Raw genomic sequence first — 23203 nt, forward strand, 5'->3', positions numbered from 1 at the left:
GCGCGCTTCGCGGTCACAGCGCACCTCCGTTTTCTTGGATTGACGCCATGACCGCACGCTGGACGCAGTCATCAATTTTTGTGGTCGCGGCCGGTGGGCCACGGGTTTCGGGCCATGCTCGTTTGACCGCACCACCGATAATCTGTGCCACCGGATGCACCGCCGTTGCCGTGGCAGACAAAGGGTTGTTTTGCGCCTGGCTATTGTCAATCAGCGCGGTCATGGACGCGAGGCATATCGCACAGTCGACACAATCTTGACAGTTGTTGTTCTGGTCGGGCGCGGTCGGGTCTGACAGATCGACCTGCACATATTCCGTGCCGAAATCCGAACAGATTTCGATCCATGCCCCATCGGATGCAAAGCCCATGGACGACGTAAAAAGCTGCAACATCAACGCCAGCATCGCGCCAGCCAAAGAAGCTCGGCTGGCGATCCGGCGAACGGCCCCCACAACGATCTTTGACATCTGCCACGAACGGCGCATCGCCGAATCCTTCTACGCGTTTCAGCCAAGGTTGTGCGGGATAGAACACACCGCTTCCTTGATCTAAGTCATGACGATAGAACTCGGACAAATTTCCCATGATCTCCAATAGGTTGAGCGAAGCAATCTGGGCCACTCATTTCAAGTGGAAAAAAAAGTGGTGTGCAAAGACCAGCTTGATGAAGGGGTAATCAATCGAAGGCATACGACCGACACACCATACTCAGCCATAGACGAACCTGCGCAGATAGGACTGCAACCGTGTCTTTTCCGGCGTATCGCGGAAGCTGGCAGGCGTCAGGTGCGGTGTCCGTAGCAGCGCCGCAAGCTGATTGCGGTCGTGGGCGATATAGACCCCCTCGTGCCCTTCCAGATGGCGCGCGGTGGCCAGTTGGTGTTCGTTGCGATGTTCGCCAAGTGATGCCTTGCGCGGCATCACGATCACCGGTTTTTCCACCCGCTTCGCGGTCAAAATCGTCCCGATCCCCGCATGCCCGACCAGAACGGCGGTGCGCGCGATGATGTCGTCATATTCATCCGGCGTAAGAAACGGCGCATGTTTGATGTGGGTATAGGTCGCGGTGGGGTCAGCCGTCTGGGCAAAGACCTCAAGCGACAGTTCTGCCGCCAGTTCGTCGATCATCGACACCATGCGGTCAAAGGGCAATTGCGTGCCAACGGTCACGAAGATCAAAGCAACGACCCCTCGTATCTGCCACCTTCCGACTGCGCGACGCTTTCCCATTGTGACAGCCAGAGCGTCGCAAACCGTTTCGCCAGCTTGCCCGAGGATGACGCCTCTTCCGCGTTGGCGATGCTGTCCACCCAGATGGTGCGGCGGCGGATCATCCAGCCCAACACCAGCGCGATCACGCCGGGCAAGGCTCCTGTTGTGATGATCACATCCGGGCGCGTGCGCATCAGGATACCAGCCATCTGCATCGTGCAGATCATCGCTTTGAAAGGGGCGTTCTTGTTGCAGTCCTGCACCAGCGCAAACCGTGTGAAGCCTGATTTCTGCGGCAATCCATCCAATGTGGTCACATAGGTCACATCCGCCGGGTCAAACGACGCGCAGATCTGCCCCAACTGGTGCCAATGCCCCCCCGCCGAAGCCACGGCCAGGATACGAGGGGCCGGCAGGGATGAAGTTGATGATGTCATGTAAGCAAGACCCGGACCAACAACGTAAAAAATTGAACAAACGATGCCCTCCATATAACAAATTTCAGCACGCATCACCAGCCGCCAGACGTATTTGAGGCTTGTGTATCGTCGGGCAAGAAGGCAATTCTGCATCATGCTTGCCCGCCCGCTTCTTAGCCCCCCCGCCAAGACCCTGATCCTTGGCCTGATTGCCCTGAATGTGGTGATCGAGGCTATACTGTTTGCCGCCGATCTGGGGCTTGTCGGCACCAGGCAGTGGCGTCCGCTGGCCTATCAGAATGCCGCGTTCTGGGCGGGGCTGTTGTACAATTGGCGACCGAACTATGATGTCCAGCCGTGGACGATGTTCTTCACCTATGCCTTTTTGCATGGCGGCGTGGCGCATGTGCTGGGCAACATGCTGACGCTATGGCTGATCGGTCCCATGGTGATCGTCCGCGCGGGGTTGAAAGGGTTTGTGCTGATCTATGTGCTGTCCGCCATCGGCGGTGGAGTGCTGTTTGGTGCCCTGACCCTGTCGGCGCGGCCTATGGTGGGCGCGTCGGGCGCGTTGTTCGGGCTGGTCGGCGCGATCCTGTATTGGCGATGGGCGGACCGGCGGCGGCGGCGGCTGGACCAATGGCCGGTGCTGAAGACCGTTCTGATACTCGGCGTTCTGAACCTGTTGCTGTGGCTGCTGATGGGGGGACTTCTGGCGTGGGAAACACATATGGGCGGCTTCATCGCCGGGTGGCTGACCGCCGCCGGACATGCATTTTTCAGAAAGAAACGCCGGGCGCGCAGATCGGCACGTTAGATATCCTGGCCCATCGCTTGCCGCAGCATCCAGATCATCCGTTGGAAGCGGAGACGGAACAAGGTGCCAACCGCGCGCAACCGCTCGACCCAGCCGCCCAGCTTGTCACTGCGTAACACCTTCGGCGTGTGCACGATGGCGCTGACCGGCATCGCCAAAGCCCGCAAGGCCCATTTCGCGCGGTCGCGCGGCGTGTTTCCGTTTACGCCAAACAGCTCTTGCGTCAGACGTCGCCATTTGTGGCGCAGCGCCGCCCAATCAGAGCGGGATGGGTGGCTGACCACCAGATCCTCTCGATAGATCAGCTTGTGTCCCTTGGATACGGCACGCGTGCTCCAATCCAGATCTTCCGAAACTCCGCCGCGAAACCCCCCAACGTCTTCAAAGACTTCACGGGTCGTGACCAGATTGCCCGAGCCAGTAAACCCCTGAACTTCAATGTAGTTCTGGAAGTTGAAGGCAAAGACCGCCTCGAACGCCTCGGCCCCGCTGCGCGGTGGTGGGGTTTCATCGAACACATCGACCCGACCTCCAATCAGATCGGCGCTCGGCGCAACCTCGTGCGCCTTGGCGACCCAGTCATCGGCCGCAACGCAGTCGGCATCTATGAAGAACAACAGCGGTGCGTTGGTTTCTGCGACCCCACGATTGCGTGCGGCGGCGGCTCCCTTTTCGGGTTCGACCACAAATCGGACATCGGGAAAACGGGTCTGAACTTCGGTCAAAGGGTGTGGCGAGTTGTTGTCCACGACCAGAATTTCGACCCGCGACAGATCATTTCGCGTCAGAGCCGTCAGGCATCGTGTCAACCGTTCCGGGTCATTGTAGTGGGGAATGATAATGGCAGCGTCAGGCAGTGCCATATCCATATCCATATGCGCCGTCGCTGAAATGACTTTTGTTCAGAACAACGCCCATGACGGTGGTCAACTCGGACAGTTGGCGTTCGGCAATATCGACCTGCTCGACAGTCGTGCGCTCGGCCTCGGCCAGAAGCAGCGCACAATCGACATTTTGCAGAAAACCGAAATTGTCATCCGCCCCGATCAGGGGTGGCATGTCCAAAAGCATGATGTCCGGCTCGTAGTCGTCCTGAAGCTCGTCCAGGATGACCTTGGTCTGGTTGCTTTGCAGGATTTCCGAGGCATTCGAAACCTCGCCCCTGTTCAGCCCGACGGCAACGTTCTCGCCGAACCGGCGGCCATGCTCCGCAAAGCTCTTCTTGCCTTGCAGCACGTCGCCCATGTTGCCGTCACACTGCAACCCAAGCACCTTTGCCAATCCTTGCCGTCGCAAATCCAGATCCAGAACCATCGTCAACAGATCTGTTTGCCGGCCAAAGCTGAAAATCAGATTGGCCGCCGTCGTGGTTTTACCGCAGGCACTGTGCGGGGACACAAGCGCGATGCGCTTCCAGCCATTGTTGGTGGCCTGCTGCAAGATCCGGGTGCGCAACATGTCAAACGGACCAGCCGCAGCCCCGCCATTCAGCGATACAAGACGGTTCTTTTGCGCAAGCGATGCTGAAATATCAAACGGTTCCAGTTCTGCCCAGGCTTCGGGCATCGAGGCGGGCGGCTTCGATGATCGTTCCTGAGAGCGCCGCGCGCGCGGTTTCCCGTCGCGTTGTCTGCGTGCCTTTTCGATGGCGGCCTGAAGCTTTTCCATTGCGATCAGATCCTCTCTGAACAGTTCTGTTTTCGCGCCTTCACCAGCGCACGCCAATTTTGTCCATGATCCGATCGGCCAACAAATCCAGCGGCTGATAGAACACGTGAACCGCATAGACGGCGACGGGAATGCCCAGCAAAATTATGACCACCCCCAGAATGCGTAACTTGCGCCGATGCGAGTTTTCACCAACGGTGGTGATATAGGGGATGGTGGCCAAGGGTGCGATACCCAGCTTCGACACCAGATCCTCGGGTCGACGAATCGACCGGTTCAAGAATTCCAGAAGGACCACCAGGCCAAGTCCGGCCAGAATGCCAAACACGCTGCCGCCCGCGGCGATAAACGTACGGTTGGGCTTACTGGGCCGGCTTGGGACGGCGGGCGGTTCAATCACAGAAATCCGCTGACCGCGCGACATGACTTCAATGCGTTCGCCGGTGCTGGCACGCGACAGACGATCAACGGCTGTGTTGTATTGCAGTTGAAGGTTCTCGTAATCCAATTGCAATTCATCGAGCCGGATGGCGTTTGTCGGGGTTCTTTCGATCGAGTCCGTTAGCCGCTCCAGCTGTCTCGTCGTGTTGATTTTTTCGTCGTTCAACGCGTCCTGACGCGCGGTGATCTCGGCCAGTTGAATGTCCAACAACGAATTTCCGGTCAAAGGTTGATCGCCTTCTTCCGGCGGCATGGTCTGCAAGGTTCGTTCAAGCGCGGCAATGCGAGCACGCAGCAATTTTACCCGTGGGTTGGATTCGGAATATACCGCAAGTGCATTGTTCAACGCCGCCCGCATTTCCTCCAATTGTTGCTGTTCCGGTGACAAAGCCGGACCGGCCAACCCGCCAACCTGACCGGTGGTTTCAAAAATGCGTACCAGACGCCTGCGTTGCTCTTGCAAGCTGACGGTCTCACGTTCCAACTGCGCCAAGCGTTCCTGTAACAGAGATTGCTGCCCCAACCGGTAATCAAGGCTTTCCGGCAGCGCATCGACATTTTCAGTCTTGAAGGCAAGAATTCGAGCACTGCGCTCGGCTAATTCCTGATTGAGCCGTGACACTTCCTGTTCAAAGAACTCAAGCGTTTGAGCGGCGCGCCCAGTGCGCGACTGCACGTCCTCTTTCTGGATCAGCGTCAGGTATTCGTTCAACACACCCGCCGCATTCTGCCCGGAGGGCGCTTCGAAGCTGATTGACATCAGGGCGGCCTGATCCCGCCCACCGGTGCTGCGGATCGAGGTGCGGGCCCGCATGGCTTGGGTAATCCGGTCCGGCGTCATCCCGTCCTGACCTTCCAGCACCTGAAACTTGTTCGCGATCTCAAGCAGGTTGGCACGTGTCATCAGTTTTTGTTCGACCACTTGCAATTGTTCCTGCGCCGGCGTGCGGGCGGTCGACGCCGCCAACTCATCCGGGATCTGAGGCGATTCCACGATCAAAGTCATCCGCGAGACATAGGATGGGGGCAACGTCATGGCCATGATGATCGACGCGGCAGCGATGACCGTCGCGACAACCAGAAAATACGGAAGGCGCCGCAAAAAGATTGATCGGTAAAACTGTAAGTTCGTTGTAGCCATTGGCGATTTAATCCTTACCCCAGGACCCACCGGTTCGCGCAATTCGCATCAGCAATCTGGTCGGGGATAGTAACATGCAATTAATTTCTGTCGAAGCTATCCGGTTTTCTTCTTGGGAATGTCAACCCGCCGCGCCGCACGCAGGAACAAGGGTTTGGATGTGTCTTCGTCCGTATCGACGTCTTTAGGCAGGCTTTCGTTGTCATCTGCCAGGTTGCTGGCAAAAAACACGCCGTCCTCCAGGACATTGCGAACAGCCTTCACCGATACGCGTTTGCTGCTGCTGCTCCAGGCATAAAGCAGGGACAACTCACACAATTGGTTGACCAGACGCGGGATGCCCTTGGTCGCCTTGAACACTTCGGCACACGCCAAAGGCGTGATTTCACTGCCGGTTCCGCCCGCCACCTTCAATCGGTGCTTGATATAGGCCCGCACAGTGGTTTCATCCATGCCTTCCAGATGAAAACTGGCTGCGACCCGCTGCGCCAACTGGCGCATTCCGGGGCTAAGCACGATATCTTTCAATTCGGGCTGCCCGACAAGGATCAGCTGGATCAGTTCGTCCTTGTTGGCGTTGATATTGGTCAGCATCCGCATCTCTTCCAGCCCCTCGCTGGACAGATTCTGTGCTTCGTCAATGATCAGGACGACCCGGCGGCCTTCGGCATATTCGCTTACGATGCTTTCCTGAAACCGCTGAAACAGCGTCACATAGCTTTCCGAAGGTTCAAACGGGATGGACAGTGCGTTCATCACCCATTGCAGCAATTCGCCCCGGTCGCCCTGCACGTTCGACAACAGCCCGACGCGAACAGAATCATCCATCTGGCTCAGAAGTTTCTGCACCAATGTTGTCTTGCCCGATCCGATCTCGCCGGTGATCAGCGTGATCGGCGCGCGCGACAATATCCCAAACTCCAATACTGCATAGGCGCGCTTGTGCTGTTTGGACCAAAACAGAAAGCTCGGGTCCGGCACCAGAGTAAAGGGCCGTTCGGTCAAACCGAAATGCCCAGTATAGAGTTCGTTGGAATTCATAATCCTGTCTGACTTCCTGGTTTAATACCAAAACTGCTAATGCGAGGTTGTGGCGAAATAATGTCAACGCCTGAAGGCTTTTTGCACATAAAGGCCCTCACTTCAAATTTGAAACAGTATACCCACCTGCATTGTGGACTGAAAATATCGTCCCTGCCTGGTGAAAAGAATCATTCGCAAGTGAGAATCGAAAATTGTTGCAAATGACCGAAATCAAAAATCAATAAAAATAGAAAAGCGCCCTTTATTGTATACACAAACAAAACAATATTCGATCAGTCGAGGCAACAGAATGCTTGTAAAATTATAAGTTTCCAACTACTTAATACGTCAATCCGCGAGGTGGGCGGAATTGTGCTACAAATTGGGCAATAATGTGTTAATGTCCCTGTGGGGTTAAGGAGAGCCGGAAGTTATTTTGACTTATCGGTTGGTTCGCAAGCTGCTGTGCCTGCAAGACATAGAGATTATTTCATCTCGAGGGTTTCCCGTGTCAGGCTGCCGCTTTTATTTTGAGGTGTAAGGAAAATGACGACCCATTTTAAAGACTTTTCTGATTCCAGCACCAAGCTGGTGAAACGACAAAATTTCTACATAGCTGATTCTTCTGTTCGTCCTTATCGTGATCGCTTCAAACGCCTGTTCGACATTGCCTTTGTCGTCGCGGCGGCACCGATTGCGATCCCGTTGATTGGCATCATGCTGCTGTTGGCTGCACTTGACGGCGGCAAGCCGTTCTATCGTCAACGCCGCATCGGCAAGGACGGTCGCATTTACAACATGGTCAAAATCCGCTCGATGGTGATGAATGCCGACCAACGGCTTGAGGCTTATCTGAACAGCAATCCGGACGCCCGCGCCGAATGGGACAGCACACAAAAGCTGAAAGACGATCCGCGGATCACCAAGGTCGGAAAATTCCTGCGCAAATCGTCGATGGATGAACTGCCGCAACTGTGGAATGTTCTTATGGGCGATATGTCCATCGTAGGCCCGCGCCCGATGATGGAAGATCAAAAGACCCTGTATCCGGGCGCCGCTTATTATGCCATGCGCCCCGGCATCACCGGACCCTGGCAGGTGTCGGACCGCAACGAGACAACATTCGCACAGCGCGCGACCTTCGACACGAAATACTATTACGAACTGTCGCTGAAGAAAGACCTTGAGATTCTTGGCAAAACCGTGGGTGTCGTTTTGCGCTGCACAGGTCACTGATCAGGCACCAATCACGCTGATGGCGCGCGGCATTATTGTCGGGCGCCATTTGCTTATAAAGCGCCGATTTTCCAGTTGACCACCCGCCACCAAGGCGACATCGCAGTCCACCAACATCGTGGTAACTTGCTGAAAACGTGCAAAACAGCTACAATTCTGCTTAAACGAGCAAACTCAACGATATTAACCGTTTGAATACAAACCGGACCGGAGTATTCTAATCTATGCCTTTGGCAGATAGGGGATTCACCATGCTCAAAAATATTTTTACATTTCTAACCGCCTTTTTTGCACTGAATGTACTGATCGCTAGCAATGCGATGGCGCAGAACGGATACAAAATTCGTGCGGGTGACACCCTGAACATTGAGGTGGTTGAAGATGCAAACCTCAACCGGTCAGTGTTGGTGCTTCCTGATGGCTCCATCAGCTTCCCATTCGCCGACGGCGTTCGTGCAGCGGGACTTACAACGAGCCAGGTCGCCGCAAAGCTGGCTGACACGATGGCCCCGAACTTCACCACAACACCGAATGTCTATGTTTCTGTTGGCCAAGTCGCCGTTCGTCAGGCGACCGGTCCGATTGTTCCGGCCACGGATGACATCTATGTCTCTGGTGAAATCAACAATCCCGGCAAACTTGCGGGAAGCAGAGGCATTACAGTTCTGCAAGCCATTGCCCAAGGGGGCGGCTTGACACGTTTTGCCGCCACCAAGCGTATTCAGGTGCGCCGTGGAAACAAGATCTATGGGTATAACTACGAAACCAATGCGGGCAACATTCGCCTGCAAAAAGGTGACGTAATCATCGTGCCGCAGCGCAAACTTTTCGAATAAGCGCGACGGCAAAAAACGAGCAGAGGAAAACAGGTGGGACAGAAAAATAAAATTGCCGCCCTCCTGGCAGGAACCAGCCTGATCGCAACCGGGTTGGTTCCCGCCACTGGACAAGAAGCAGATGCCGTCGCCCCGATCGAGGGGTTTGCGATGACGCTGGGCATATCATCAACTTTGCGGGTCAACGACAACCTCAGCTTCAGCGACCCGTCGCCGGGCACGTCGACCCTGTGGGATAACACCGTTAACTTCGGGTTGCTCAGCGAAACCGGCGTGGCCCGGTTCACCGCTGATCTGGGTGCGACTGTCCGCACCGCAGCCCTGCCCGGTCAATCGACCGAAACGACGTTTGACGATCCCTCTATCGTTCTGGGTTATCAGATGGAAAGCGCCGACAGCCTGCTTGAGGCTGAACTGGCCTATCAGCAGGTTTCGCTGCAATTTGAAGACCCGTTGCTGGGCATTGACGACCTGATCGAAGACGGGCTTGAACCAAGCGATCTGACCGCCTCGGACGGTATGCGTGGCACGTATAGCGCAAGCGTTTCTTTCGAAACGGGCCGCACCGCCCCCTTTGGGTTTGGCACTGTCCTTGAATACGAAAAGACCGAATACTGGGACACCACCGATCCCGGCAACTATGATGACGAAACCACCGCAGCCGAAGTCTTTGCCCGCTTGCAATTTTCGCCCGTGATGGAAGGCCGTATCGCACTGGATTGGGAACAGTATGACGCGATGGACGCTGTTAGCACCTCGCGCCGCACCACCGGCGCGACGGCCAGCCTGACATACGAGATCAACGCCATCACCCGTATGACCGCCAGCCTTGGCTATACCGAGATCGAGGAAACCAACCTGATCGGGACCACACTGCAAGACGGCGTGACCGGTGGTCTGGCCGTGACCCGCGATTTTCCCACTGGCAACATCACAGCCGAATATTCCACCGGGATCAGCACCACGGGCCGCCGCGACACGATTGAGGTGCGCGGCGAGTTTGAGACACCGGGTGGATCCATCACCGCTGGCCTTGGTGCAACACGGTCGAATGCGGGCGATGTGAACATGATTGGCAGCCTGGGCTATACCAACGAACTGGCCATGGGCACTGTTACCGCAGCTCTGGAACGAAGCTATGATACGTCGAACGCTGGTATCGAAAACCGGTCAACCACCGCTTCGCTTGGCTTCGACACCGATCTGTCGCCCAACGCATCCATCGGGTTCGAACTGGATTATGCCGAGGTGACGGATGTTGCCGCCGACACAACCACTTCGATTTCCGGTTTCCGCGCGACCTATAACCGCGATCTGACGGCGGATTGGGGCCTGACGGCGGGGTATGAATATCGCAATCGCCAGGAGACTGGCGCCACGAACCGCGAATCCAACGAGCTGTTCGTCACCCTTGAACGGGAGTTCAGCATCCGCTGATCCCTGCCCCGCCCTGCCCCGCAAAGCAGAGCGGCTGAATTCAAAAAACCCACCCGTGCCTCGCAGCCGGGTGGGTTTTTTGTTGGTGTGCCAAGATGGCATGGCGGCGTGGGAACCGCCTCAGTTCGACACTGAGCTGGCTGATTTCACTGCAACCACAGTTTCTTCTTCCGGCTCGCCAAATTGGCTGCCAGCCCCAAGCGCGATGTTCAGGCGCACATAGTTGCGGGCCAGTTGGCGCAGGTTGTCGGCAAGGGCCGTGTCAGCATCTGCAATCCGTTCCTCGGCGCTGATAAGGTCACGAATGGTCGCGCCTTCACGCCTCAGAAGCTCTTGGGTCAGATCCCGTGCTTCGCCGTTCAGCCGCACGCGACGCTGCGATTCCACAACGGCGCTGCGGCTGGCCTGATAGGCGGCAAGGGCGCTTTCGACTTCGCTGACTGAACCCAAAACAGCAGACTGCCAGCCCGCATAGGCCTGACGGGCCGCGGATTGCCGCGCGGCAACACGGGACTTGTCGCTCTTCATCGGCAGCGACGGCAGGTTCAGGGTCGGCCCAATGGAATATTCAAGCCCGTCCCCGGAACTGGTCTTGCCATAGCCGATCATGCCGCTCAGCGACAGCGATGGGTACATGTTGGCCTGCGCGATGCCGACATTGGTGACGGCTTCATAATAGCTTCGTTCGGCGATTTTCATATCAGGGCGATTGCGCAGGATATCTGCGGGCACGCCGGTTTTCAGCGTTTTCGACGGGCGCGGCTGGCTGGCATTGTCGTCCAGATTGATGCCCAGACGGCCGGGCGCGACACCGGTCAGAACGGCGATCTCGGTTTTGCCGGCGCGGATCGCGGCGATCAGGGCCGGAATTTGCGTTTGTGTTTCGGCCACAAGCGCTTCGGTCTGGACGACGTCCAGCGTGGTCGCGGCGCGTTGGTCAAACAATTGCTTGGTTTGCGTCACCGCATTCCGGCGCGAGGCAAGTTGCTGACGACGCAGGTTCAACAACCGTTGGTTATACCGAAGGTCCACATAGGAATTGGACAGGTTCAACAGCACCGTCAGGCGGGCGGCGTCTTCTTCGGCGTCTGCGATGTCGATACGGGCGCCTGCGGCCTGAATTTGCTGGCGGCGCAACCCATATGGATCAAGCATCCAATCCAGACCAAGCCGGGCGCGGGTGGTATTGCTTCCCGTGCCACCTGGCGATTGCCCATAGCGGTACGTGGCTGTGGGCGACAGGCTCAGAAGCCCCGGAACGGCGTCGCGGTTGGCTTGGGCTTCGATTACCTTTTCTCGGGCGATTTCAAGGTCATAGTTTCCTGCCAGGGCACGCTCGACCAGCTTGTTGAAGACAGGATCCTTGAACCCCATCCACCAGGTATCATTGGCCAAAGGCACCGGAACCGCCTGCGTCGAAACGCTGGAATAAGATTTGGCGAATTTGAAGTATGGAAGTTTGTAAGGCTCGTCCGTTGCACAACCGGAAAGCCCGATCGTCGCTGTCAGGACAATGCCCAAGACCGGCGCTTTGCGCCTGCTCATCTGTTTCATTTTGCTACCCGTCTGCCTCGTCAGCCGTCTGTGCGACTGTTGTTTTTACGGTTATTATTGAGGGCAGACTGGCACAGAACCTTGTTTTCACCAAGAAATACTGAATTATTTGCGAAACTGCCGGGTCAGGCTGACCAAAAAACCACAACCTGCAAACATGAAGCGGGCCTTAGCCTTCGCGGAAAGCGCGTCTGAGCTGCTGCAAGAATGGCTCGGTCAGATAGGTCAGAACCGACCGTTCACCGGTTTGAAGGAAGGCTTCGACCGGCATTCCGGGGATCAGTTCGACATTGCCAAGACGTGCGATTTCCTCGGCGGGCAGGGTCAGATCAATGCGGAAATAAGACCGCCCGGTCTGTTGGTCATCGACAGATGTGGGCGAAATGCCCGCCACGGTCCCGAACAGTTCCGGCGTGGTGCGTTGGTTGAAAGCCGGGAACAGCACTTTCGCCACCTGCCCCACAAACACCTGATCAATCGACTGCGGGTCCACCTGCAATTTGAACTCGACCCCATCGGACAATGGAACGATCTGAGTAATTGTGGCCTCGGGCGCAACAACCCCACCTTCGGTGGTGGCCTGAAGTTCGTGGACGATCCCGTCGGTTGGAGCAAGGATGTCGATCCGCTCCAACTGCTTTTCGACGGTCACGATTTGCAGGATCAATTCCTCCCGTTCGGCGGTGGTGGTGCGCAATTCTGTCACCACCTGTTCCTTGAATTCGCGATCGGCTTGCAGGATCTCAAGCTCCGTATCGCGGATCGAGTTATAAATCCGTGCCAATTCTGACTGGTGCTCGGCGATCTGCCCCAGCAGGGAGGATTCTCGCCCCTGTAATTCCAGCAATTCACTTTCGCGCACCAGCCCTTGTTCGCTCAACCCCTGCTTGGTTTCCCGCTCCTGACTGACATAAGCCAATTGGTCCTGTTTGGCGCTGATCTGTGCTTCAACCCCGGAAATCTGATTGCGGAATTGCAAGATACGTTCCGCCAGTTGTTCCTTGCGACCGTTCAACACCTCGCGTCGGGCCACAAAAATCTCGCGCTGGCCTTTGAAATGCTGGGTCAGGTCGATATCCGGCAGATAAGGGCTGTCAATATTGAAGACGGGCGCTGCGAGTTCCTGATATTCTGCGTCCAGCCGGGCTTCGCGGGTGACAACCTCGGACAGACGGTTGCGATAAATCTCAAGATTGATTTGCAGCAGGCTGGGATCGAGCCGCAGCAGCACGTCGCCCTTGCGCACCACATCGCCGTCTTTGACCAGTATTTCCTGAACCACGCCGCCATCCAGGCTTTGCACCTGCTTGGGCAGGCCGCGCACGACCACCTTTCCCGGCGCGATCACCGCGCCTGTGATCAGCGTTGTGGACATCCAGACAAAGGCCGAAACCAGCAGTGCCAGACTGGCCAGCGCGCCCAGATAGACGGGAGTCGCCAGACCGGTCTTGATCGGCGCATGAGGGGCGGATACGGGATTGGCCATCGCCTATACCTCGAACACAGAGCTGGGGGCGGCAGTGGGCCGCTGTGGTGTGGCGTGTTGCAGCACGTCTTCCTTCAATCCGAACCGGCCGACTTTGCCTTCGTGCAGGATCAAGATCTTGTTCACGGCCTGAATGACACTGGGACGGTGCGCCATCACCAAAACGGTGCAGCCTTTCTTGCGCATGCCGATGACGGCACTGGCCAAAGCCTCGTCCCCTTTCGCGTCGAGGTTGGAGTTCGGCTCGTCCAGCACCAACAGACGCGGGCTTCCGTAAAGCGCGCGCGCCAGGCCAAGACGTTGTGTCTGCCCGCCCGACAAGGGTTGTTCGGTGGTGCCCACATAGGTCGTATAGCCCTGCGGCATCTTCAGGATCATGTCATGCACACCCGCAATCTGCGCAGCCTCGATGACATCCTCGTCGCGTGCATCAGGGTCAAACCGCGCGATGTTCTCGGCAATGGTGCCGGGCAACATTTCGACCCGTTGCGGCAGATAGCCGATATGCCCGCCCAAATCTTCATTGTGCCATTGGTTCAGCGTCGCACCGTCCAACCGAACTTCGCCGTGGTCGGGTTGCCACAAACCCACAAGAAGACGGGCAAGACTGGATTTGCCCGCCGCACTGCTGCCGACAACACCCAGCCCGTCCCCCGGTTCAAGTTCGAAGCTGATCCGTTCCAGAATGCGGGGCCGGTCGCTGACCAACGAGTTTTTCGGTGTCAGTTTCGTGACGTTCTTCACCACCAGATGCCCCTTGGGCTCTGGCAGATCGAAACCGCTTTGCGGGTCGGGAATGTAATCCATCGCATCTTTCAAACGGCGATGCGCATCGCCCGCCCTGCCGATCGTGCGCCAGTGAGCGATCACCTGATCGACAGGTGCCAATGCGCGCCCGGCGACGATCGAGGTCGCGATGATCATCCCGGCCGAGATTTCCTGCGCCAGCGCCAGATAGGCCCCGACGGTCAGCAAAGTGGATTGCAGCAGCAGCCGGAAGGACTTGGAAAACGCTGCCACGATCTCGGACCGGTCGCCGCCGGTTTGATAATGGCCCAGGCTGTTTTGATGCAGCCCGCTCCACCGGTCCGTCACCTTGTCCAGCATCCCAAGGGCCAGGACGGCTTCGGCATTGCGACGCGTGCGTTCCACGAATGACCGCTCGACCCCTTCACTGTTTCCGGCGTTCTTGATGGGATCGCGCGATGCGAAGCGGTTGATGATTGCCGCAATGATCACGATGATCGCACCCCCAACCGTCAACCAGCCCAGCCACGGGTGGATAAAAAACACGACCGCCAGAAAAATTGGGATCCACGGCAGATCAAACAGGCCCAGAATGGCGGGGCTGGCCAGAAAGGCACGGATAACGGCCAGATCCTGCACCGGGTTGTAATGTTCCTTGTTGTCCACAAATCCTGACCGCAGCCAGAAGCCAAAGGCATCAGCACCAACCGCCTGATCCATCCGGTAGCTTGCGCGCGACAAAAGCCGGGCGCGCAGAAATTCGTAAACACCCAGAAATGCGTAAAGGATCACGACGATGACAAACAGCCCCTGCAACGTGGCAACGGACCCGCTGGACAGCACACGGTCATACACCTGAAGCATATAAAGCGGACCCGTCAGCATCAGCAGATTGATCGCGGCACTGAACAAACCAACCGTCAGAAACGCCCGGCGCAGGCGCGAAAGCTCTTTCTTATAGGGATTTTTCTTGGACTTCACAGAAAACTGTTCTGACAATCAATTATCCCCATAGGTATCTGCGTCGATAATGCGACCAGTTTGTTCACATGTTCGGGGTGATGCAAGAACTGAACAATGGTCGTGGTCAATTAGTCCAGTGTTGTGCAAAAAACAACGCGCCGCGGATCATCCGGGGCGCGTTTGTTTTGAAGGCCGTTGTGGTTCGAAATCAGACGGTCAGCTTTGCGGCTCGTCCGAACCATTCAGGATATAGTCGCGGATCAAACGCAACATGGCGATGCTGACAAGCGCCGAGGCCGTGCCAACGGAGCTGTAGAACCAAAGCGCCATCCAGATCGAATAGCCGTTCAGAAGGGCGGCGATGGCTGTGCCAAGCCCAACAAGCATTCCAAGACCAAGAACACCAATTACCATGTTCAACTCCCGTCCGTGCGGTTGATCGCCAAACTGCGCGACCTCGCAGAGATCATTCCTTCGATTCCATTACGCTCCACCCTGCGGAGCATTCGTGGCACAATTAAGGCGCGAGCGCCTGTTCTTCAGGGTTGAAAAACGATAGCCGCGGGTCGCAGGGGTGGCGATGCGCGGCAGTTTGTTCCGACCTGAGTGGTAACGACACTATACATGAAATCAACCAGTGCGGGAGTCCCGCCAAACAGAAACTTTTAAACAAGCGAGACAGTGCCGATTTGCCGCGCGCGGTTCATTGACTGCGACCCGCCAGATCGTCGCGCCGAAATATTCGAAAGAATATATCGCAATTCGCCTAGCTGTTGTTTCCACGCGACTTTTTCCGACGGTTTTTATCGGGTGCTCCTTTGGTCTTTTTGGCAAAAACCTTACCCGCTTTCCTGTTGTCTCGCAGCCACATTCAAAAACAGCATGGTCTGTGACCCGCGACACACCCGGTCTGCAAAACCGAATCACTTTGCCGGTTTATGGCGCCGGGAAGCGGTCCTCTTGGGCAGGTTCACGGACCCTGAGCCGCAGCAAAAAGGTCAAGACATTGCCCTTGAGCCACAGAAATCCGGCCTCTTTCAATCCCCGAATGGCCCTGCCCCGCTGTATTCACGCCCGTTTCACGCTGTGATTACGGCTATGGCCCAGTGTGCCATCAGGGTTATCATCCGTGGGAGTGCACAATTGTTATCAGAGCATTTTTTGCAAGAAATGCCGAGTTTGGGTAGTATTTCGAAACAATCTTTTGTGCTTGCCACAAAGGTTTCCGAAGGAACACCAATGGACGCTGATCATTCCCGCCAACACGACCTGGACATCTTCTTGTTCGGGCCTCTGGCCGTGCAAGATGGGGCTGGCAACCACTTCACCCCGAAAAACCAGAAATCCAAGGCTGTTCTGGCCATGTTGGCCCTTGCCCCGCGCGGGTCGCGGTCACGCGTCTGGTTGCGCGACAAGTTGTGGAGCGACCGGGGCGAGGATCAGGCATCAGCCAGTCTGCGTCAGGCGCTGCTCGACATTCGTAAATGCTTCGGCGCGGATAAGAAGGACATTCTCAGCGCCGATAAATACTCCGTCTCGCTGGACCTGTCGCGCATCCGCGTTGATGCCATCGACCTGATGGACAAGGTGGAACAGGGCGAAGTGACACCGCCCGTCGGTCTCGAAGCGGTTTCGGAGCATTTTCTGGAAGGGTTCGACATCTGCGATCCCGAGTTCGAAAGCTGGCTGACGTTAGAACGCCAGATTTGGGAACAGCGGCTGGTGGATCACGACAGTGACAACAAAGCCGAAACCCCGCCTGAAATGTCAGCCGATGCTTTGGGCCTGTCGCGCGGCCCGTCTTCGCCTGATCCCGTGATCAGCGCGCAGATGAACGTCTCGGACCCTACCCAGCCCAAACAGGCGGCCACGTGGGCCATCGGGGTGCAAAGTGGCATGGCCGGGGATGCACATGCCGGGCTTCTGATTGACAAACTGACCCGAAACCTGCGCGAAATGGGCCGTGTGCCCAGCGTGCGCACCTTTGAAAACCAGCCCTTGTCGCAAATGCGCAGCGAGTTTGGCCAGGTCGAAATCCCGTTGGTTCTGCGGGTGACGGAACTTGACCAAGGCCCGTCGGTCCGCCTGTCGGTCGAGCTTTTGACAGGCAAGGATGGCGTGACCGTCTGGTCGTCCAGTCAGGCTTTCGCCCCCAACGATTTCGCCCAACCCGCCTGCCCGGCCCTGAACGGGCTTGTATCGCACGCGGTGATCCAGATCGGGCGTCATTTGCAAATGCACGCAACCAGCCCGCAAATGGCAGGCGCCGGGCAATTGATCGAATGTATCTATCAGATGTTCGGGCTTTCGGTGAACGAGCTGTCCAGCGCCGAGGACAAACTGGCGCATCTTTTGAAGGTGCAACCCAACGCGCAAACCTATGCGTGGATGGCCTTTGCCAAGTCTTTTCAGGTTGGCCAACGGTTCACGCCCGACGCCGCCGCGCAGATTTCCGAAGCGCAGTATTACGCGACCCGCGCGCTGGAAGAAGACGAGTTCGACCCGCTCGTGCTGTCCCTCGCCGCGCATATCCATTCCTATCTGTTCAGCGAATTTGACATGGCCGCGTCACTGTTCGAACGCGCATTGAAGATCGACCCCGAACAGGCGATCGGCTGGGATCTTTACGCCACGATGAACGCCTATGCAGGCGACACGCGGAAATCTCTGGCCATGGCATCCTGGGCGCAGCATTTAGGGTCTAACACGCCGATCAGTTACTATTTCGACACCACGAAATGTATCGCCGCCGCCCTGGCGGGCGATCATACCGCCGCCATAGAAGCGGGCGAAAAGGCGCTGGTGCAACGACCCAAGTTCAATTCGATCCTGCGCTATCTGATTTCCAGTCACGCCCATCTTGGCAACGTCCAGATGGTCGAAAGCCTGCGCCACAAACTGGTCGAAATCGAACCTGATTTCTCGACCGGAGTGCTGCGCGGATCGGGCTATCCGGGGCTGGCCACGGAGGGCGGTCGCCAGTTTCTTCTGGGGCTGAGCAAGGCCGGATTTGACCGTGATTAACAAACAGGGGATGACATGATGAAAGACCGGGCCGACACTATCCATGAATGTGGCTCTATCGCTGAATTTCTGAGCCTTGCGCAGATCACCGTAGGCCCAAATGGCCTTCAGTTTGATGATGCCACCGACAAGATCGCCGAGATCTCGGTCGAAAGCCGCACAGGCGCGCAGGGCGCAGGCGGCGTCAGCGCAGTCAGGATGGTTCTGAACAAATCCGCCTTCAACAAATCGGCGCTGAACAAGAACAAAAACAAGAATAAAAACAAGAACAAGAACAAACTTCAGGCCCCAAGCGCCCAAGGGGCCAGCGGCGCCTTGATGCCCACGGACGCCCTGTTGCGTCTGCACCGTGCTGGTGCTGCCGATCTGGGCGCACGACTGCCGGATGAATGGACCAACATCACCCTGCCGCCGCCGCCCGGCCCGGATCACAGTCGGTTGGAAACTCTGCTGCTCTTGGCCATGCAGCGCAATATCGACGAACGCAAAATGCGTATTCCCGATATCATACAAGAAGCTACGCTGGATCTGACCGCCTTCACCCGCCCGCTTGGCATTGACGGGCTGTCGGGGTTTGAAAACACCGAGGCGCTGTTTCTGGAACTTTTGACCGTCACTGAATATATCGGGCTTTATTACAAGGGTCTCTTCGGGCGGCTTCGACCCAACCAGATTGAACCGCGCCTGCGTCCCGTCCTGCCCAACCCGGCGCACGAGGCCTATCCCAGCAACCATTCCTTCCAGTGTCACACGCTGGCCTTCGCGTTCAACACGATCCTGCCGGAACATCCCGCCACGCAGGTCTTGTCCGAAGCCGCGTTGAACGTGGCGCAAAACCGGGAATGGGCCGGGCTGCATTATCCCAGCGATACGGCTGCCGGACTGCTTCTGGCGAAACGATTTGCACCCCTGTTCGCCGAGGCTTTCGCCGACCGCTATCAGACCGTGCAGCAAGAATGGATCTGAGGGGCCGAAGAATATGAACACCGCAATCTCAAAATGCGCCGGGGCAGAGCAAGTCGAGGAAAGCAGCTATTATTACCTGTGGCACCTTGTGTCGCTGGGCGTGCTGACGCCCGACAAGGCGCAGACGGGTTTTGCCGATACGCTGTGGGACACTCTGGCGGCCAGGGCCGAGGCGACGCCTTCGACCGTTGTTCTGATCGATGTCGGATGCAGCTTTGCCCACCCGAACCTGAAAGACCGGGTCGATGCAGCGCGCTCGCTCGACTTCACCGGAACGCCCTATGGGGCGCGTCTGGCGACTGGGTCGAGTGGCGAGCAGAAGAACTTTGCCGGGTTGTCGGTCGATGGCTTGCATCTTGACGGGCTGGACGCTGATGAACGCGCGATGTTCGATGAGGTGGTCCAGCATCTGACCGACAGCACCGGCGAGCTGCGCCCCTTTGGCGACACCGAAGCCAGATTTGCGTCGCATGGCACCGCCGTCAGCGGACTGATCGTCGGCGGGCCGGAACATTGCTACGCGAAGGACGATAATCCCTCGGTCGGGGTGATCCCTTATTTCGGGGTCGATCCGTTTTCAACCCTGATTTCGCTGCGCACCGGGTTTGACAATGACCCGCTGCAATTCATCGCAGCCCTGCTTTATGCCTGGCACCAAAAGCCCGACGTGATCGTGATGCCGCGCGGCTTGCCGGACCCTGACGCCTCGGTCGTGACACCCAAGGACGATTTCAAGGCCGAGCTGCAAAGTTGGGCCAATCGCGAAGCCGCCGACCTTCTGCACCGGATCGAAGTGTTGACCGCCAAAGCCTCGCCCCATGATCCCACCGCGCCACAAGTGTCCGAAACCGGGCGCCACCTGTGGCATGTGGTGCAGGCGCTGTTCATCGCGATCAGCAAACACGTTCCCATTGTCTGCGCCGCTGGAAATGAAGGCGAAAGCCAATTGCTGTTCCCCGCCAATCTTGCAAATCGTGAAAACGGCATCATCGCCGTGGGGGCTGTGTCGGGTCAGGGCTATCGCTCTGGCTATTCCAATTACGGTGACGGCCTGACGCTGGTTGCCCCGTCAGATGATATGGAGGTCTTCAACCGCCACCAATTGCGGGAAACGCCAAAACGGGTGGACAAGATCGGGTATCTGAAACCCGACAGCGCGATGGCAGTGTCCTATAGCCGCAAGGGATTGCTGAGCACCGACATTCCCGGAAGTTTCGGATATGACGGGGCAGGAAGCGAAGATCCAGACATGCCAGTCGAGCTGGCGAAGAGCGGGTTCTACACTCAGTTTGGCGGCACCTCTGGCGCCTCGGCGCTGGTCGGCGGCGTGGTGGCGCTGGTGCGCCGGGCCGAACGGTTGTCGGGCAGCGGCAAGGGTCCACGCGACGGGTGCGATCTGAAAACGCTTCTGATGACCACTGCGCGTCGTGACATGCCGATGATGGGCACAACGTTGCCCCTGAAATCCGACTGCATGAATGTTGCCAATGAAGACGCCGACGCGTTCGAGACTTTTTTTGGCGCCGGGCTGATTGACGCCAAAGCCGCCGTGACCGCCGCGCTGAACTGAGCCGCGACAAGCCGCCAAAGCCGCCGGCCATGACCCCGGCGGCTTTTTCTTGCGCGCGTCCCGCTGAATTCACGCAAATCTGCCCGAAATTCACGTTTAATAACGCAATATTCACGCCACCCTTTCGCCCCGTTTATGCCCCGGCGTCATATTATACAGGCGTTCTGAGGAACCCGTTTGGCGAAAGCCATTTTTATCACCTGTTCCTTTCCAAACCCCAGGCTGGTTTCTCAGTTCGCACCAGAGATTCAGACCCAAGACCCGATGATACCAACCCGATAACCGACCTGATGAACCGAGGTATGACCATGCAAAAACTGGACCCGAAACTGAAAGACCGGATGGAAAGTCTGACAGGAAATTCTCATCCCGTGCTGATCACCTGCCATGATGATTGCGATCTTCTGATGGATCACCTGAACAAGAACGGTGTCATGGTCGACGACAATATGGCCGAGATCCAGTTGCTTGTGGCGGATCTGACATCGCGACAGATCGAAGATCTGCTCAACCATGATACGGTCGCCCAGATCGCACTGGACGATGATGGTAGCGTGTTCCAGTAACCTTCGCCGTGCGGCCGTCATCGGCAATGCCGGTGCCGGTGGGCCGCACAACGCAGGCGATGGAACACACGTAAACGGGTCGGTTTCTCCCGCCGACCCGTTTTCTTGTTACCGCAGCATGGGTGTCTGATCCGTCAGACCCAGACGCGGTTTCAACGCGTCCAACCCATCGGCCAATGCGTCAACCACCCCGGCTTCGCGCATATGGGCGCGCATCGCGGCGTTCAGCCCGCCTTCGGTCGCAAGACTGTCCAGCAGATCGGTAAAGGACGTTTCCGGGTTCTCGGTCATACTGCGCAGAAAGCCTGCAAACACCGTCGCCAAATACTGCTCCGACGCCGTTTGATCGCCCGTCAGCGCCGCCAGCCAACGCGCCCCTTCACGCATCTGATCCAGGATCGGCGATGCCAGCGCCGTGGCCGCGAAATGCGCGTTCAACGCAACCTCGGACTGGCAGGGTATGATCATGTCGGTATCCGCAAACAGACTGCGCAACGCCATGCTGTCAGGATAGACCGGCAAGGCCGAGCCGCCCACCGCTATCGACGGCAGCGGGATCGTGATCGCGATTTCGTTCACCGGTGCGCACAGCATCCTTAGATCGGCCAACGGGACATCCACCATCACCGAAATCACCCGGTGATCGTCGCGGAAGGGCAGATCGGGCACGACCTTTCGTGCCACGTCTGCCAGCAGACACAGAAAGACGGTGTCGCTGTCTGCAACCACCTGATCGTTCGGGGCGATGGTCACATCGCTGAACTGTGCGGCCAGCGCCGCCGCCATCGCGCCGTTCCGTTCGGACACGAGGATCTGATGCCCGCGCCCGGTCAACCCGGCCACCATCGCCGCCGCGATCTCGCCCGTGCCGATGAATCCTATGCGTTCCATGCGTCGTCCTTCCTAAGCGGGCGCGTCCTGCGCGATCATCCGCGCCACGTCCAGCATCCGGTGCGAAAAGCCCCATTCATTGTCATACCAGCCAAAGACCCGAAGCAGCCCCCCTTGCGACACCGAGGTTTCTGGCCCCGACAGAACAAGGCTTTCCGGCCGCATCCGCAGATCGCTGGACACGAGCGGCTCGTCCGTCCAGCCCAGAACATGCCCGCCCGCGGCTGTTTTCAGAACCGCGCGCGCTTCGGCCACCGATACCTCGCGCCCGGTGCGAACAGTCAGGTCAATGGCTGAAACACTGGCGGTCGGCACACGGATCGCCCGCGCCTCGACCCGCCCGGCCAGATGGGGCAACACCTCGCCCACCAGTTCATGGGCGCTGGTGGTGGTTGGCACCATGGACAGCGCGGCTGCCCGCGACCGCGCCGGATCGGCACGGGGCTTGTCCACTGTCGGCTGACTGCCAGTGTAACAATGCACCGTGGTCATATGCCCGCCAATCACGCCCAGTTCGTCATCAAGCAGTTTCAGCAGCGGGGCCAGCGCGTTCGTCGTGCAAGACGCGTTTGACACGATTCTCTGCCCCGTCAGCTTTTCCTCGTTCGCGCCCAGAACGATGGTCACATCCGCCTCGTTCGACGGGCCGGAAATCAGCACATTGCGCGCCCCTGCCTGAAGTCCACGTTCCGCCACCGCCCGTTTGCCCGCCATGCCGGTGCATTCCAGCACCACATCCACATCCGACAGGTCCATTGTGCTGATGTCAGACAGTCCGTGAAACGGAATCACCGTGCCGTTGATCGACAACCCGCCTTCCGATGCCTCGACCTGCCCCGCGAAGGGGCCAAATACGCTGTCATATTTGAACAGATAGGCGCAGGTGTCCAAGGACTCGATATCATTGATGAACGCGACCTCGAAATCCGACGGCGCCGCAGACAGGATCCGCAGGATCGACCGGCCAATGCGGCCAAAGCCGTTCAGGCCAATACGCGTTTTGCGCGGGGAGGAGGGGGACATCTGAACCTCGTCATCTGGGTGATGGGTCCACAGAACGCGAAAGCCGGGTCAGGTGCAAGGGGCGGTGTGAAATCTGCGGGCGTTGACGAATGCTCACGTTTGCGTTTGCCGGATGGACGAAGGCGGCGCATCCGGGTCAAATGGCAAAAAGCCCGATCAGAGGGCAAGGGGAATGGGAGAG

22 protein-coding genes are annotated in these 23203 nt (G+C 57.7%); 9 read left to right on the plus strand and 13 right to left on the minus strand.

Annotated elements, in window-relative coordinates; genetic code table 11:
• Window positions 1–13 precede the first annotated feature (13 nt).
• From BMY55_RS16155 to BMY55_RS16170, 3 genes are all read right to left on the minus strand, one after another.
• Window positions 14–487 (minus strand): DUF2946 family protein, encoded by a 474-nt coding sequence (locus tag BMY55_RS16155; protein ID WP_143064359.1) that lies wholly within the window; start codon window positions 485–487, stop codon window positions 14–16.
• 223 nt (window positions 488–710) lie between these two features.
• Complete coding sequence (locus BMY55_RS16165; protein WP_245744809.1) at window positions 711–1172, minus strand: glycosyltransferase; 462 nt, start codon at window positions 1170–1172, stop codon at window positions 711–713.
• Between the two features lie 5 nt (window positions 1173–1177).
• A complete protein-coding gene (locus tag BMY55_RS16170; protein ID WP_091433741.1) occupies window positions 1178–1651 on the minus strand; it encodes a glycosyltransferase family protein in 474 nt (157 codons plus the stop codon).
• 136 nt (window positions 1652–1787) lie between these two features.
• Between BMY55_RS16170 and BMY55_RS16175 the strand changes: the two genes are divergently transcribed.
• The gene (locus BMY55_RS16175) at window positions 1788–2450 is read left to right on the plus strand and encodes a rhomboid family intramembrane serine protease (protein ID WP_091433361.1); all 663 of its coding nucleotides are present in this window, start codon (window positions 1788–1790) and stop codon (window positions 2448–2450) included.
• Here the strand turns inward: BMY55_RS16175 and BMY55_RS16180 are convergent.
• From BMY55_RS16180 to BMY55_RS16195, 4 genes are all read right to left on the minus strand, one after another.
• Window positions 2447–3313 (minus strand): glycosyltransferase family 2 protein, encoded by an 867-nt coding sequence (locus BMY55_RS16180; protein WP_177179407.1) that lies wholly within the window; start codon window positions 3311–3313, stop codon window positions 2447–2449. The two genes, BMY55_RS16175 and BMY55_RS16180, sit on opposite strands and share 4 nt — an antisense overlap.
• A complete protein-coding gene (locus tag BMY55_RS16185; RefSeq protein WP_143064360.1) occupies window positions 3300–4118 on the minus strand; it encodes a CpsD/CapB family tyrosine-protein kinase in 819 nt (272 codons plus the stop codon). The genes BMY55_RS16180 and BMY55_RS16185 overlap by 14 nt, the downstream gene beginning before the upstream one ends.
• A gap of 40 nt (window positions 4119–4158) precedes the next feature.
• Complete coding sequence (locus BMY55_RS16190; RefSeq protein ID WP_091433370.1) at window positions 4159–5661, minus strand: GumC family protein; 1503 nt, start codon at window positions 5659–5661, stop codon at window positions 4159–4161.
• A 135-nt stretch (window positions 5662–5796) separates the two neighbouring features.
• Window positions 5797–6741 carry an ExeA family protein gene (locus tag BMY55_RS16195; RefSeq protein WP_091433373.1) on the minus strand — a complete coding sequence of 315 codons (945 nt, stop codon included), beginning with the start codon at window positions 6739–6741 and terminating at the stop codon, window positions 5797–5799.
• A gap of 573 nt (window positions 6742–7314) precedes the next feature.
• On the opposite strand from BMY55_RS16195, the gene BMY55_RS16200 reads away from it, so the two are divergent.
• From BMY55_RS16200 to BMY55_RS16210, 3 genes are all read left to right on the plus strand, one after another.
• A complete protein-coding gene (locus BMY55_RS16200) occupies window positions 7315–7959 on the plus strand; it encodes a sugar transferase (protein WP_245744801.1) in 645 nt (214 codons plus the stop codon).
• A gap of 251 nt (window positions 7960–8210) precedes the next feature.
• A complete protein-coding gene (locus BMY55_RS16205) occupies window positions 8211–8795 on the plus strand; it encodes a polysaccharide biosynthesis/export family protein (protein WP_091433378.1) in 585 nt (194 codons plus the stop codon).
• 33 nt (window positions 8796–8828) lie between these two features.
• Window positions 8829–10232: a porin family protein gene (locus tag BMY55_RS16210; RefSeq protein ID WP_091433381.1), complete on the plus strand. Its 1404-nt coding sequence runs from the start codon at window positions 8829–8831 to the stop codon at window positions 10230–10232.
• A 120-nt stretch (window positions 10233–10352) separates the two neighbouring features.
• Here BMY55_RS16210 and BMY55_RS16215 read toward each other — a convergent pair whose 3' ends face one another.
• From BMY55_RS16215 to BMY55_RS16230, 4 genes are all read right to left on the minus strand, one after another.
• Window positions 10353–11777 (minus strand): efflux transporter outer membrane subunit, encoded by a 1425-nt coding sequence (locus BMY55_RS16215; RefSeq protein ID WP_177179408.1) that lies wholly within the window; start codon window positions 11775–11777, stop codon window positions 10353–10355.
• A 178-nt stretch (window positions 11778–11955) separates the two neighbouring features.
• The gene (locus BMY55_RS16220) at window positions 11956–13272 is read right to left on the minus strand and encodes an HlyD family type I secretion periplasmic adaptor subunit (RefSeq protein ID WP_091433387.1); all 1317 of its coding nucleotides are present in this window, start codon (window positions 13270–13272) and stop codon (window positions 11956–11958) included.
• A gap of 3 nt (window positions 13273–13275) precedes the next feature.
• Entirely contained in the window at window positions 13276–15000 is a 1725-nt protein-coding gene (locus BMY55_RS16225; protein WP_177179409.1) for a type I secretion system permease/ATPase, read from the minus strand.
• A gap of 198 nt (window positions 15001–15198) precedes the next feature.
• Window positions 15199–15396 carry a hypothetical protein gene (locus BMY55_RS16230; RefSeq protein WP_091433393.1) on the minus strand — a complete coding sequence of 66 codons (198 nt, stop codon included), beginning with the start codon at window positions 15394–15396 and terminating at the stop codon, window positions 15199–15201.
• A gap of 292 nt (window positions 15397–15688) precedes the next feature.
• Between BMY55_RS16230 and BMY55_RS16830 the strand changes: the two genes are divergently transcribed.
• From BMY55_RS16830 to BMY55_RS16835, 5 genes are all read left to right on the plus strand, one after another.
• Window positions 15689–16072: a hypothetical protein gene (locus tag BMY55_RS16830; RefSeq protein WP_143064362.1), complete on the plus strand. Its 384-nt coding sequence runs from the start codon at window positions 15689–15691 to the stop codon at window positions 16070–16072.
• A 149-nt stretch (window positions 16073–16221) separates the two neighbouring features.
• Entirely contained in the window at window positions 16222–18006 is a 1785-nt protein-coding gene (locus tag BMY55_RS16235; RefSeq protein WP_091433396.1) for a hypothetical protein, read from the plus strand.
• Window positions 18007–18021: 15 nt separating this feature from the next.
• Complete coding sequence (locus BMY55_RS16240) at window positions 18022–18972, plus strand: phosphatase PAP2 family protein (protein WP_218142265.1); 951 nt, start codon at window positions 18022–18024, stop codon at window positions 18970–18972.
• 13 nt (window positions 18973–18985) lie between these two features.
• On the plus strand, window positions 18986–20542 hold the full coding sequence (locus BMY55_RS16245) for a S8 family serine peptidase (protein WP_091433399.1): 1557 nt from the start codon (window positions 18986–18988) through the stop codon (window positions 20540–20542).
• A gap of 302 nt (window positions 20543–20844) precedes the next feature.
• Window positions 20845–21108, plus strand: a complete 264-nt coding sequence (locus BMY55_RS16835; protein ID WP_218142266.1) for a hypothetical protein — start codon at window positions 20845–20847, stop codon at window positions 21106–21108.
• Between the two features lie 108 nt (window positions 21109–21216).
• Here BMY55_RS16835 and BMY55_RS16255 read toward each other — a convergent pair whose 3' ends face one another.
• Both BMY55_RS16255 and BMY55_RS16260 read right to left on the minus strand, forming a co-directional pair.
• Window positions 21217–21999, minus strand: a complete 783-nt coding sequence (locus BMY55_RS16255) for an NAD(P)-binding domain-containing protein (protein ID WP_091433405.1) — start codon at window positions 21997–21999, stop codon at window positions 21217–21219.
• A gap of 12 nt (window positions 22000–22011) precedes the next feature.
• Window positions 22012–23022, minus strand: a complete 1011-nt coding sequence (locus tag BMY55_RS16260; protein ID WP_091433408.1) for a type I glyceraldehyde-3-phosphate dehydrogenase — start codon at window positions 23020–23022, stop codon at window positions 22012–22014.
• Window positions 23023–23203 lie beyond the last annotated feature (181 nt).

It is taken from the genome of Aliiroseovarius sediminilitoris (assembly GCF_900109955.1).
Lineage (GTDB): Bacteria > Pseudomonadota > Alphaproteobacteria > Rhodobacterales > Rhodobacteraceae > Aliiroseovarius > Aliiroseovarius sediminilitoris.